Source organism: Enterocloster citroniae (assembly GCF_040545455.1).
GTDB classification, from domain to species: domain Bacteria; phylum Bacillota; class Clostridia; order Lachnospirales; family Lachnospiraceae; genus Enterocloster; species Enterocloster citroniae.
The window spans coordinates 194,454-207,818 of sequence record NZ_JBEPLZ010000009.1 but is presented as its reverse complement, the minus strand read 5'-3'; the positions used below and the strand labels follow the sequence as shown (position 1 = coordinate 207,818).

Below are 13,365 nucleotides of genomic sequence, written 5' to 3'. Positions count from 1 at the left end.
GAAGGAAAATAAATAGTAGGAGGTAGGATGACTGTGTCCAATAAACTCACCGTGGCATCCATTCAAATGGATTGCATCCTGAATGACAAAGAGGCAAATCTCAATAGAGCCGGAGCGCTGATCGAAGATGCTGTAAAGAAGGGAGCACAGCTGGTTGTGCTCCCCGAACTTTTTAATACCGGTTATCGTGTTGAGGAATATGATACCGTCCTGGCGGAACCCATACCCGGGGCAGCTACCCAGTGGATGCATCAGCTTGCTGCAAAGCACCACATCTATATTGCAGGGGCTATCATTGAATCTGGAGAGAACGGGATTCTGTATGATACCGCTGTTGTGGTCGGCCCTGAGGGATTTAAGGGTAAGCACCGGAAGATGCATCTTTGGGGCGGCGAGGACAAACGCTTTGGAAAAGGGGAACAGCTGGATGTAATCCAGTTATCCTTTTGTAAAATAGGGCTTTTAATCTGTTACGAAATAGGATTTCCGGAAATGGCAAGGATTCAGGTGCACAAGGGCGCGGACATACTGATCTACACCTCCGCCTTCGGCAGGGCCCGGTACTATGCCTGGGACACGGCCTCCCGCAGCAGAGCGCTGGAAAACGGCGCCTTTGTCATAGCCAGCAACCGCTGTGGCCAGGATAAGGACAGTGCGTTTGGGGGATTGAGCCGCATCGTAGGACCCGACACCACCATTCTTGCTTCTTACGGAGCGGAGGGAGACGCTGTTGTGTGCGCGCAGATCGACTTGGACGAGGTTGCGCGTATGCGCCAGGTGCTTCCCTACCTTAGAGATATGAATGAAAAGCTTTATAACAACAACTTTTAATATGTATTATTATTCCTGAGACAGGGGGTATTAATAAAAGACGGACACCTGATAACAAAGAATGATTGGAGGTATGAAACATGGCAAAAAAAGAAATTCTGGTTGGTTATGGAGTAGACATTGATGCTGTTGCCGGTTGGCTGGGATCCTACGGTGGCGAGGATTCACCGGATGATATTTCCCGGGGGCTTTTCGCCGGTGAGGTCGGCATTCCAAGGCTGCTGAAGCTGTTTGAGAAGAACAACATCAAGGCCACATGGTTTGCTCCCGGACACTCCATCGAAACATTCCCGGAGCAGATGAAGATGATCGTGGATGCGGGCCACGAGGTTGGGGCACACGGCTATTCCCATGAGAATCCTATTGCTATGACCTCTCAGCAGGAGGAGGACATCCTTGTTAAGAGCGTTGAACTGATCACTGCCCTTACCGGTAAGGGACCCACAGGTTACGTTGCTCCCTGGTGGGAGTTCTCCAATGTCACTGACAAGCTTCTCAAGAAATATGGCATTAAGTATGACCACTCTCTCATGCATCACGACTGTATGCCTTACTATGTGCGTATTGGGGACAGCTGGGACAAGATTGATTACTCTGCACCGGCACACACATGGATGAAGCCGCTGGTTCGCGGAGAGGAGACCGATTTGGTGGAGATTCCCGCAAACTGGGATTTAGATGATCTTCCGCCGCTGATGTTTATCAAGAAGTCCCCCAACAGCTTTGGGTTCCATAATCCCAAGGATATTTTTGGAATGTGGGAGGATTCTTTTGATTATGTTTATGAGAACTACGACTTTGCCGTGTTCCCAATGACCATCCATCCCGATGTATCCGGCCGTATGAAGGCTCTCAATTGCCACCAGCATCTGATTGACCACATCAACCAGCACGAAGGCATACGCTGGTGTACTCTTGATGAGATGGCTGATGAGTTCCTTAAGAGATTCCCTAAGAAATAGGAACCAACTGATGACGGAGGCATGCCTGCCTGCATGCCTTCTTTTTGAAGGAGTGTGGGATATGTGTATACTGTGCGGTGAAATGATCATGACGGTCCACTGGACGGATCAGCCGGTCCATGATGCAAACTACAGAAGCAGAAAAAAAATTGTGGCAGGAGAGGGCCAGCGGGAGAGAATGCGCCTTCGGCTCAGACGTGTGGCCATTGCCAATCAGATCCTCAGCTACTACGGGCTTGCCCTGAAGGATTGGAGCGGCAGCAAATATATGTTATTTGACAAAAAAGGCACAAGCGTAGTGATCAACGATCTTGGGGGAATGTGGAAGGCTGCTTCTGATCTGGCCCATCAGGATTTAGATCCCCTTGACCCTGTCTTTTTAAAGGCGCTTCGGGAGAGGATGTGAAGCAGGTGATGATTGGAGATAACAGGCATCCGATTACCATTGTTACCGGATTTCTTGGAAGCGGAAAAACCACCCTTTTGTCCAATGTGCTCAAGTATGAGAAATTTGCCGACACAGCTGTGATTATCAACGAATATGGTCAGGCAGGTCTGGACCACCGCCTGATCCGGCGCATAGAGGAGAAGACCCGGCTGCTCAGCGGAGGGTGTATCTGCTGTAATATGCGTGATGACCTGGTAAAAGAGTTAAAAGAAATTCTCAACGAATCAGAACGTGGCGAGATCAAGCTGGACCGGGTGGTCATTGAAACCACAGGGCTTGCAGATCCGGCGCCCATTCTTTTTTCCATTCTCATGGATCCGCTCCTTACGAACCGCTATTATGTTGACTGTGTGGTATGCTGCCTGGATGCGGCTAACGGAGAACTGCATCTGAGGAATAATCCGGAATCAATAAAACAGATCGTGACCGCAGATACTGTCATTATCACAAAGACAGACATTGTGGAAAAAGAGCATGTGATCCGAATGCGTGAGCGTCTGCGTGAACTCAATCCCGCAGCCCTTATAGTGGAGGCGGCAAATGGGATCATTGCCCCGGAGGTGGTATTATCTAACAGCATAAGCCGGATGGATGTACATTTGACAAAGCTTGAGAGAATAAAAAAGGATTGTTGTGAAATGCCGGCAGAACATGACAGCGGGGTCCGTTCCATGTGCATAAGATTTTATGAACCTCTTGACTGGACTGCATTTGGCCTGTGGATGAGCATGCTCCTTTATGTCCATGGAGAAAAAATGATGCGTATCAAGGGCATGGTTGATGTGGGAGCCCACGGGCCCATTGTAATAAACGGTGTACAGCATATCATCCATCCTCCCCGTCACCTTGACAGCTGGAGTGATGAGGAGCGGGACTCCCAAATTGTTTTTATAATGAAAGATCTGGAGCCGGAGCAGATACTGCGCTCCCTTGTGGCGTTTCAAAATATCCTTGGCTCTGCGCCTGAGATTTCAGAGATCAATCTGGATCCGTACAGCAAAGGATAAAATAAATGATCAGACGGAGCATGATGGTCCGCCGGAAAGGAAATAAGCATGAGTTTGCTAGGTGGATACTTATCAATTAGAACAGTTGCGTTTTTAATGTTTTCCGTTTTTGCCATAGCTGCCCTGGGATATTCACTGGGCCGGATCACGGTCAGGGGGATCAACCTGGGTACTGCCGGTGTCTTTGTGGCTGCCCTTATCTATGGCTGCTTTTTATATAATACCTTGTCAGAACAACTTTTGGCAGGAGGGACCAGTTTTGCAAACAGTGCATTAAAAATCATTGAGAACATGGGTCTGAGCCTGTTCGTGACAGCTGTGGGGTTTATAGCAGGCCCCAATTTTGTTGGGAATTTCAGGGAAAATTATAAGTCTTATGTCATGTTGGGACTGATCATCATAGCAACGGGAGCGGTCAGCTGCATTTTGTGCATACTGTTGTTCCGGGGAAATGCTGTTATTGCGGATGATGAGTTTATCGCATTGATGGTGGGTATCATGGCGGGGTCCCTCACATCCACGCCAGCCTTTTCCGCGGCCAAGGCCACAGTAGCCACGGAACATCTGGAATCACTGGTATCTGTTGGATACGGCATCGCTTATCTCTTTGGCGTTGTGGGGGTGGTGCTGTTTGTGCAGATCGTGCCCAAGGCGCTAAAGGCCAACATGGTAAAGGAACGAGCTCTGATCAGCATTTCTAAGAGCCGGATCCGAACACTTCCCGGTGGTCTGACGGAAATGGACGATTTTGGATTGATGCCGTTTTCCCTGGCCGCGGTGGCAGGCATCTTATTGGGTTCCGTCAAAGTAGGGGATTTCTCACTGACCACAACCGGCGGCTGCCTGATGATGGGCCTTTTCTTCGGACACCTGGGCCATGGGGGCATGATATCCCTCACTCCCTCAGCAGCAGCCCTGAAGGTGTTCAGGGAGTTTGGCCTGATGCTGTTTCTTATTGGAGCCGGTGTGGCGGGAGGCGCGAATTTTATCAGATACTTTGAACCTGTTTATTTTGTGTATGGCGTTATCATGACCCTGCTGCCTATGACCGTGGGTTTTATAATGGCCAAGCGGGTTATGAGGCTAAATCTTCTTAATATACTTGGTTCCATAACCGGGGGCATGACCTCGACCCCAGCCCTGGGCACGCTGATCAACGTGGCCGGAACCGATGATGTGGCCAATGCCTATGCCGCCACATATCCCATTGCGCTGGTTTTGGTGGTCCTGTCCTCCCAGATGGTTATCCTGTTCATGTAACCGGTTGTTCTTTACCAGATCCTGGGCCGGTCTTCCGGCTTCCGATACATGCCGTCCCCCTCTTTTATGTCAAAGGCAGTATAGAAGCCATCGGTTGCGGACAGAACCCCATTGACACGTATGATCCCGGGGGCATGGACATCATTGGACATGATATAGGACAGGTATTCATCCCTGTATTTGCTGGCCCACACAGAGGCGTAGGCTTTGTATAGCTCTTTCAGGTCATAGCCTTCCTTTTTGGCAATCTCCGTCAGGCAGGAGACAGCCCCGAGATCAGCAATGTTTTCCGTGGCGCTGAGACTGCCGTTGACCGGTATCCCATTGACCTCCATCAAGCTGTAGTAATCTATGACTTTTTGGCCCAGCTCCTTAAAATGCTGTCGGTCCTCATCAGTCCACCAGTCCCGCAGGTTTCCCTTTTCATCATACTGGGAGCCGGTAGTGTCAAAGGCATGGGTGATCTCGTGCCCGATCACGGTTCCGATGCCGCCGAGATTGGCCACCGGATTCCCATTGGCAGAGTAGAAGGGGGCCTGCAGGATGGCTGCCGGGAATACGATTTCATTGTTCCCGGGGTTATAATAGGCATTGACGGTCTGGGGAGTCATCCCCCATTCGACTCTGTCCACGGGATCGTGTCTGGTCTCAAACCTGAAATCCTGTTCCGCTTTTTTTAGGGACAGGATATTATCTATATAGAGCCCGCCCTGATCGGGGGGAGTTAATTCCAGTTCATATCTGTCCTGGGGCCATTGATCCGGATAGCCCACCTTTATGGTCAGGTTAGCCAGCTTTTTCCGGGCTTCCTGCCGTGTGGACCCGCTCATCCAGTCCATTGATGCAAGCCGCTGGTCATATACCCTTATGATTTTTTGGATCATAGCGGTCACATCCTGTTTGGCACTCTCGTCAAAATAGTTTTGGCAGTATATCCTGCCGCACTGATATCCCAAAAACTGCTGGACGGATTCGGATACGGTCCTGTCAAATGATTTTTTCTGTTCAATGCCGTTGGCGGATGTCTCATATACCTGGGCCGCATCCAGGGACTTTGTGCCTGCGATCCGGGACAGGTCCGAATACAGGCATGTCTTTACATAACGTTTCAAGAGAGGAAGATGTTCCTCTGAAAGGTATTGGCCCAACTTACGGCACAGGTCGGGCTCCGGTATGATGGTTTTTTCAGTCTGCTGAACGCCGTAGACATCTTCCAGGAGGGAAAAGGGAAGTGCGCCGGAATAAATAGCAGCCGCATCCTTGGCTGTATACACATTGTAGGTCTTAGATGAATCATAGGCCTCCTGTATGGTCAGGGACGAGGATGCCAGATCCTTCATCATTGCAGTCACCTGCGCCACGGTTTCCACTGCCTCCTGATGACTTGCTCCGTTTATTTCCTGGAGTGTGGTGAGATATTTTATATATTCCTCCACACGTTTCTTGTTGGAGTCATCCTCTGAAAACCATATTTCCCTTGTAAGTCCCTTGTCCGGCGGGCACACGTAGGCTGCTTTGACCGAGGAGTCCTGGCTGTCCCCTTCATACTCAATCCCTATCAGGCTGTAATATCCGTAATCCTTGTGGAACTGGAGGCAGGATCTTAACAGCTGGTCCAGTGTCCCGGCTCCGTCCACCTCCTTAAGAAATGCCCCGGCCGCCTGGCCGTAACCTCCCCTGTCCCTGGCTTCCTTATCCAGTCCGGTCAGGTTCAGGGCACGGATATTATACATATCCCTGCTTTCCCGGGGACGTTCCTGACTATTACCCAAGGCGCCTTCCCGGGCGTTCTCCCGGGTATTCCCCAGAGGGGGTTCCAGGGAGGAAACCTGTTGGATGATTTTGTTTACCTTTTCATAACTGTCCTCCCGGGATACCCGGAACCAGCTCATCTCAGGCTGGTCTGCCGGAATCGACCACTCCTCCAGAGTCCGGCGGTTTACCGCGCTGTAAAAATCATCAGCGTAAGACGGGACCGTACTGGCTCTGGGCGGTGCGGCTGCTTCTGATGCGCGGATGGAGTCCGGGGCGGAGGAGTCCGGGGTGGAGGAGTCCGGGGTGGAAGCATCATGTGCAGGGAAGTCAGGGGAAGAGTCCGGGGCTTTTTCCCCACGGGAAGGACCGGATCCCCCGTGGTTTTCAGGGTAATAGCTGATGACAGCCAGGGCCATGGCGAGCGCGACCGCGGTCCAGACAGAGGAATGTTTTCTTTTTTTCATTAAAATGTCTCCTTTCTGTACGAATCCCAAACCTCATTTACATTTCCGTAAAAACATAGTACAATTGTGAAAGCAAATAAACGCTTAGATGTATCGCACGTAGGAGACCAAAATACGGTCTCCAGGTGCTCATAACGAGGAGGAGAGATCCGGAATGAAACATTATGATTATGTGTTGGTTGGCAGCGGGCTATACGCAGGAGTATTTGCCTGGTATGCAAGAAAGAACAAAAAGACATGCCTGGTTCTGGAGAAACGGGACCATATTGGGGGAAATATATATTGTGAGGATGTGGAGGGAATCCATGTTCATAAGTATGGCGCCCATATATTCCATACCAGCAATAAAAAGGTGTGGGAGTTTGTGAACAGCCTTGCGGAGTTTAACCGCTATACCAACAGCCCGGTGGCTAATTTTAAGGGGGAGATGTATAACATGCCCTTTAATATGAATACATTCAGCAAGATGTGGGGCATTTCCACGCCGGATGAGGCAAAGGCCGTCATTGAGAAGCAGAGGGCTGAGATAAAAGAAGATCCCAGGAACCTGGAGGAGCAGGCGATCAGCCTGGTTGGACGGGAACTGTACGAAAAACTGATCAAGGGGTATACGGAAAAACAGTGGGGCAGGGACTGCAGGGAGCTTCCGGCCTTTATCATCAAGCGCATTCCTGTGCGGTATACCTATGACAACAATTATTTTAATGACCTGTACCAGGGAATCCCCATAGGCGGATATAACGTGATCATGGAAAAGCTGTTCGAGGGCTGTGACATAGAGACGGGAGTGGATTACCTGGAGAACAGGGAGCATTACGACAGTCTGGGCGAAACCGTAGTCTATACGGGAACCATTGACGCGTTTTATGGTTACCGGTTCGGGAAACTGGAATACCGCAGCCTGAGATTTGAATCCCAGGTCCTGGAGGAGGAGAACCACCAGGGCGTGGCTGTTGTCAACTATACAGACAGGGAGACACCGTATACCAGGGTGATCGAGCACAAGCACTTTGAGTTCGGAAGCCAGCCAAAGACTGTTATAACCAGGGAATATCCGGTGAGCTGGCAGGAGGGGATGGAGCCCTATTATCCGGTCAATGACCAGAAAAACCAGGAACTGTTCTGCCGCTATGAGAAGCTGGCAAAGGCGGAGGAACATGTATGGTTTGGCGGCCGTCTGGGAGAATATAAGTATTATGACATGGACAAGGTAATTGAGTCAGCCATGAGGCGGGCAGAGGAAATATTTGGGTGATGATTTTTGGGTGATACAGGTATGAGCCAGGGCACAGACCATCTTATAACAGTTTTGGCAGCCGCATACAATGGCAGGGAATATATTAAAGAGCAGATGGATTCCATCCTGGCCCAGAGCCAGGGAGGAATCCTTCTTGTGGTATCTGATGACTGTTCCTCAGACGGCACAGACAAACTTCTGGACCGGTATGGGGCGGAGCATGGAGACCAGGTGATCGTCCTTCACCGGAAAATTAGATCGGGCGGTGCGGCGGCCCATTTTCTTGCCATGCTGAAGCTGATGGCGGACCTGGCCTCAGGCCGGGGCATGGAGGCGTGGAACGGGATCTATGACCTGGGGGAGGAGACTTGTCTCCGGTTAAGGGAGGCTGCCGGCGCAGGGTATTTTATGCTCAGCGACCAAGATGATGTGTGGCTGCCTGAAAAGGCGGAGATCCTTCTTGGGAAGATGAAACAGATGGAAAGAAATGGGGATGCGGCAGGGGCCGAGCCGGGTAGTGGAACAAATGCCGGGGCCGAGCCTGGAACAAATGCTGGAACAAATGCCAAAGAACCCGGTCCCACGCCTCCGGTCCTGGTCCACTCCGACCTGAAAGTGGTGGATGAGGATCTGAGGGAAATCGCCCCCAGCTTTTTCAGGTATCAGAAAATATCCCCGGAGCGCACCCGGCTTTCCCAGCTGCTGGTCCAGAACAATGTGACAGGCGGAGCGGTCATGATCAACCGTTATCTGCTTCCCTACCTGGAGCATACCCCCAGAATCTGCCTGATGCATGATGCCTGGCTGGCGCTGCTTGCCAGCTGTTTTGGATGTGTGGGATGTGTGGACCGGCCTCTTTACCTTTACCGCCAGCATGGGACAAACACCCTGGGGGCGGAAAAGGGTGATGACCTGGCGGGAATGGAAAATCGCCTGAAGGACGGGAGCGCGGCCAGGGAGAATTACAGGCGGATGTTCGGCCAGGCCGAGAGCCTGCTGGAGCTGTTTGGGGAGGAGCTGAGCCCGGGGCAGAGGAAGATCCTGGCCGCGTTTGCGGGCCTGCCGGGCAGGAGCAGGCCGGGCAAGATGTTCCTCATACTCAGGTATGGTTTTACGAAAAATACTGTCCTGCGTACCCTGGGACAGATGCTGTTGATTGGAGACTGAGAAAATGGACGAGCGGATAAAGGAAAATGTGCACAGAGGACCGGCGGATCAGGCGGATCCGCTGCAGGGCGGGGAGCAGTGGGACAGCCCCGCTGTGAGTATTTGCTGTATCACATTTAACCATGCTTCGTATATAAGGAGCGCCCTGGACGGGTTTCTCATGCAGGAGGTGGACTTTACCTACGAGATCCTGATTCATGATGATGCGTCCACTGACGGCACGGCGGATATCATCCGGGAGTACACGGAGCGATATCCCCATATCATAAAGCCTATCCTGAGAGAGGAAAACCAGTATTCAAAGGGAATATCCAATATCAGTATATTTAATTTCCCAAGAGCCCGGGGAACATACATTGCCATGTGTGAGGGCGATGATTACTGGACGGATCCCCATAAGCTTCAGAAGCAGGTGGATTACCTGAAGGAGCATCCCCATTGTTCCCTTTGTTTTCACAGCGCAAAGATCATCAGCGTGGACGGTTCTAAGACAGAAGGTTTGATGCGCCCCTATGGGGAGAGCCGGAGGGTGGAGCCGGAGGAGATCGTGGATAAGACCTCAGGTTATCCCACGGCCTCCCTGGTGTTTCCGGCCTGGATCGTCAAGAAACTGCCTGATTATTATCTGGATTGTCCGGTGGGGGACATTCCCATGCAGCTGATGATGGCATCGGTGGGGGATGCCTTTTATATGGATGAGCCCATGTGCGTGTACCGGGTGGGCGTGGCCAGCTCCTGGACCAACCTGATGAAACAGGGGGATTATGAAGGGAAACAGAAGCGATACAGTGACCAGATGAGGGAAATGTATCAGGCCTTTGACCGGGCCACGGGAGGCAGGTTCCATGAGCAGGCAGTGAGCGCTGCAACGCGGATCTATTTTCTTACCCAGGTCAATACAAAGCATTATGATCAGGTCATGAGTAAGGAATACAGAAGGTATTACAGGGAACTCAGTTTCAGGACCAGGTTTTTTATACGGTTTGAGATACTGGCTCCCGGTCTGTACCGTCTGCTCCAGAGAATGGTCAGGGGGAGCAACTGATGCTCTGGCAGGCACTTTTTTGTACGGATCTTAAGGAAAGGAAGTTGTGCTTTGGCAGATACGGAGATTAAGAACAAGGTCATGCACGGATTGTTCTGGAAAATATTGGAGAATGGCGGGGCCCAGGGCATTCAGTTTGTGATCGCCATTATCCTGGCCCGGCTGTTGAGCCCGGCGGAATATGGGCTTGTAAGTATAATCATGATATTTATCACCATTGCCAATGTGGTGGTGCAAAATGGTTTCAGCACGGCCCTGGTGCAGAAGCGCCATTCCGATGACGTGGATTTTTCATCGGTTTTTTATTTCAGCCTTGCCATTGCGGCGGCTATGTACGTTGTGCTGTACATGGCAGCCCCCTCCATTGCAGGATTTTACCGCAGTGATGTGCTGGTACCCATTGTAAGGGTGCTCTCAGTGGTGCTGTTTCCGGGGGCCGTCATCTCAGTGCAGACAGCCTATGTTTCCAGGAAAATGGAGTTTAAGGGCCTGTTTAAGGCGACCATGGCAGCGGTCCTGGTATCCGGGGCTGTGAGCATAACCATGGCGTTCAGGGGACTCGGTGTATGGGCCATGGTGGGACAGCAGATCTCTTATTACCTGGCCCTCATGACCGCCTTGTTTGTTACGGTCAGCTGGAAGCCGGGCTTTATGTTTGCCATAGGGCGGGTTCGGGCCATGTTTGCCTTTGGCTGGAAGCTCCTTTTAGCAGCTCTGCTGGATACGCTGTTTAACAATCTGTACGGCCTGATCATGGGGAAAATCTACAATGAGGAACTTCTGGGCGCTTACAACAGAGGCGACCAGTTCCCAAAACTGATTGTCAATAACCTGGGGGCGGCCATCCAGGCAGTGCTGCTTCCGGCATTTTCCTCCAGACAGGGGGACATTGCCCAGGTCAGGAGCATGGTGCGCAGGGCGATCAGGACCAGTTCCTTTTTGGTCCTGCCAATGCTGTTGGGGCTGTTTGCGGTGGCGGACACCATGGTGCTGGCCCTGTTGGGGGAAAAATGGATGATTTGCGTGCCGTATCTGCGGATCATGTGTATCGCATACTCCTTTTGGCCCATCCACATCACCAACCTTCAGGCCATCAATGCGGTGGGGCGCAGCGATATTTTCCTGAAACTGGAGGTCATCAAGAAATCCATCGGTATCATGGGACTTGTGATCGGGGCCATGTACAGCCCGGTGATCCTGGTGTCCATCAAGGCGGGGATCGATTTTCTGTGTACCTTTATCAACGCATGGCCCAACAAGAAGCTGCTTGGGTACAGCATATCCAGCCAGTGGATGGATATCATGCCTTCCATGGCTCTCTCCGCTGTAATGTGCATTTTTGTATATTTCCTGCAGTTTGCACTGCCCGGCGGCCCATGGGGGAAACTGGTTATGCAGATCGTGGCAGGGGCCCTGTTCTACGGGGGCGCGGCCTGGATATTAAAAATGGAAAGTTTTATGTATCTGCTGGGAATGATCAAAAGAAGGGGATCATCACAGGCATAAAAACAGGGCTGGACCCGGATCGTGAAAATCCGGGCACAGCCCTGTAATCTGTTATAATCATATCCCGTATCTGTTATGAACCTACTGACCTGCGTTTAAAGCAGCTACGGCAACCGGGTCCGTAGGATCCCAGTGCTGGTCGGCAGAGATCGGCTGCTCAATGGCAGGCCTGTCGTATGGGCCGGGGATGGAGGAATTGTATACCTCAACCGTGGTGCCCAGAGAGCAGTGGTCGAAGATCCACTTGGAATCACCGGATGTATAGCGGATGCAGCCGGCGGAACGTACCACGCCCAGGAAGTTATAAGTCTCGGGCTTCAGTGTGTTCACATTGGGTGAATCGTAAATAATGGAGTGGAGCAGGAAGCTTAAGCCGGAGCCAAGGCGGGTTGCGTACTGGGTGTACACGCCGCTGTTCATCAGCCTCCAGCGGTACTTCTCAGGCGTCTTGAACGTGCCCAGAGGAGTATCCTCACCGGTGGAGCACAGGAATGTCTTAAGGGGAATGATGAAGCCGTTTCCGCCGTCCTGCACATACACGGTGGTGGTGTTCATCTGCTTGTTGATCCGGATCAGGAAGGGACCGGTTGCGCCGAGGATCGGCTCCAGATCCGTTACCACCTTTCCTGTCTCGTCAAAGTAATACTTGTATCCGTCAATATACTGCCATCCTGTTACAGGAACATTGTTGACAAAATAATACCTGTCCCTGTCATTCCATCCCCATCCTGTAAAGGGAACGCCTGTGCCGCTGCTGTAAACAACAGCACCGTCAATGGTCTGGATGCCGTCCGGAGCAGCTGCTTCCACCGGCTTGGTGGTGTTGTAGGTGGCGCCGTCCACATTCTTTCCCCACAGGGACACGCGGAAGCTCTGCATCACCTTGCCCGTGCCCATGGTTCCGGCAGTCTGGCCGTTGCGGGCCCAGTTGAGTTCGGTCCCGTCATTGAGGGTAGAGCTGTAATACACATCAAAGGTGTTGCCCACAAATCCGGTAAAACGGATCTGGATCGCCTCCACCAGGGATCCGTCCTCCCACACCGTGGTGTGGTCGCCGTTCATGGCCCATTCACTCCAGCCATGGGCGCTGGTGTAGGTCCTGTACAGGACATTGCCCACAATGTTGTTTAAGTAAATGCACAGGGAGCGGAAGCCGCCCTCTGATGCCACCGGGGTGTCGCCGATCACCGGCTCACTCCAGGTAGTGTCAGGACGAAGGACCTGAATTTGGAGATAAGGCGTGTTGGCAATGATGGCCGCCTGCATGGCTGCTTCCTCAGCCGCCGCTGCCTGCTCGGCCGCCGCCTGGGCATCCGCTGCATTGGCATCGGCCTGTGCATTGGCCGCCGCGTCATTTCCCGGAAGGGTCTCTGTGGGAGTGCCCTGGGTCTGCTGGGGCTGTGTCTCCTGAGACTGCGTCTCCTGGGGCGCTGCCTGTGTTTGATTATCTCCAGGGGCCTGTTCGCTGCCAGGTGAAACCTGTGCAGGTTTCGTGGTGCCAAAGGCAGGCCCGTAATTGGAATCGTCCTGTGCTGCAAATGCCGTACATGCCTGTCCGAGAATAAAGATTCCGGCCAGGAGAGCGGCAGCAGTACGTTTCATGTACTTATGCATTGGAAAATCCTCCTAAGTTTTATATATACCATACATGTCCTAATTTATCATATTTAAGGTAAAAATTCC

General features: G+C 51.9%; 11 protein-coding genes. 9 read left to right on the top strand and 2 right to left on the bottom strand.

Going from position 1 to position 13,365, the window contains the following annotated elements:
* Positions 1 to 27 precede the first annotated feature (27 nt).
* From ABID13_RS14565 to ABID13_RS14545, 5 genes are all read left to right on the top strand, one after another.
* Positions 28 to 831 carry a carbon-nitrogen hydrolase family protein gene (locus ABID13_RS14565; protein WP_048929975.1) on the top strand — a complete coding sequence of 268 codons (804 nt, stop codon included), beginning with the start codon at positions 28 to 30 and terminating at the stop codon, positions 829 to 831.
* An 80-nt stretch (positions 832 to 911) separates the two neighbouring features.
* The gene (locus ABID13_RS14560; protein WP_048929974.1) at positions 912 to 1,793 is read left to right on the top strand and encodes a polysaccharide deacetylase family protein; all 882 of its coding nucleotides are present in this window, start codon (positions 912 to 914) and stop codon (positions 1,791 to 1,793) included.
* 61 nt (positions 1,794 to 1,854) lie between these two features.
* The gene (locus ABID13_RS14555) at positions 1,855 to 2,199 is read left to right on the top strand and encodes a hypothetical protein (protein WP_048930118.1); all 345 of its coding nucleotides are present in this window, start codon (positions 1,855 to 1,857) and stop codon (positions 2,197 to 2,199) included.
* A complete protein-coding gene (locus ABID13_RS14550; RefSeq protein WP_197092180.1) occupies positions 2,196 to 3,248 on the top strand; it encodes a CobW family GTP-binding protein in 1,053 nt (350 codons plus the stop codon). The genes ABID13_RS14555 and ABID13_RS14550 overlap by 4 nt, the downstream gene beginning before the upstream one ends.
* A gap of 48 nt (positions 3,249 to 3,296) precedes the next feature.
* Positions 3,297 to 4,508: an aspartate-alanine antiporter-like transporter gene (locus tag ABID13_RS14545; RefSeq protein WP_048929973.1), complete on the top strand. Its 1,212-nt coding sequence runs from the start codon at positions 3,297 to 3,299 to the stop codon at positions 4,506 to 4,508.
* An 11-nt stretch (positions 4,509 to 4,519) separates the two neighbouring features.
* On the opposite strand, the gene ABID13_RS14540 is transcribed toward ABID13_RS14545, so the two are convergent.
* A complete protein-coding gene (locus tag ABID13_RS14540) occupies positions 4,520 to 6,727 on the bottom strand; it encodes a M13-type metalloendopeptidase (RefSeq protein WP_048929972.1) in 2,208 nt (735 codons plus the stop codon).
* 154 nt (positions 6,728 to 6,881) lie between these two features.
* Between ABID13_RS14540 and glf the strand changes: the two genes are divergently transcribed.
* Genes glf through ABID13_RS14520 form a run of 4 tightly spaced genes read left to right on the top strand, consistent with a single transcriptional unit; the run spans position 6,882 to position 11,682 of the window.
* On the top strand, positions 6,882 to 7,982 hold the full coding sequence (gene glf / locus ABID13_RS14535; RefSeq protein ID WP_048929971.1) for a UDP-galactopyranose mutase: 1,101 nt from the start codon (positions 6,882 to 6,884) through the stop codon (positions 7,980 to 7,982).
* Positions 7,983 to 8,003: 21 nt separating this feature from the next.
* Positions 8,004 to 9,131 carry a glycosyltransferase family 2 protein gene (locus ABID13_RS14530; protein ID WP_048929970.1) on the top strand — a complete coding sequence of 376 codons (1,128 nt, stop codon included), beginning with the start codon at positions 8,004 to 8,006 and terminating at the stop codon, positions 9,129 to 9,131.
* 4 nt (positions 9,132 to 9,135) lie between these two features.
* Entirely contained in the window at positions 9,136 to 10,176 is a 1,041-nt protein-coding gene (locus tag ABID13_RS14525; RefSeq protein WP_045093544.1) for a glycosyltransferase family 2 protein, read from the top strand.
* 51 nt (positions 10,177 to 10,227) lie between these two features.
* Positions 10,228 to 11,682: a lipopolysaccharide biosynthesis protein gene (locus ABID13_RS14520; RefSeq protein ID WP_007866783.1), complete on the top strand. Its 1,455-nt coding sequence runs from the start codon at positions 10,228 to 10,230 to the stop codon at positions 11,680 to 11,682.
* A gap of 81 nt (positions 11,683 to 11,763) precedes the next feature.
* Here ABID13_RS14520 and ABID13_RS14515 read toward each other — a convergent pair whose 3' ends face one another.
* Positions 11,764 to 13,296 carry a L,D-transpeptidase gene (locus ABID13_RS14515; protein ID WP_045093543.1) on the bottom strand — a complete coding sequence of 511 codons (1,533 nt, stop codon included), beginning with the start codon at positions 13,294 to 13,296 and terminating at the stop codon, positions 11,764 to 11,766.
* Between the last annotated feature and the right edge of the window lie 69 nt (positions 13,297 to 13,365).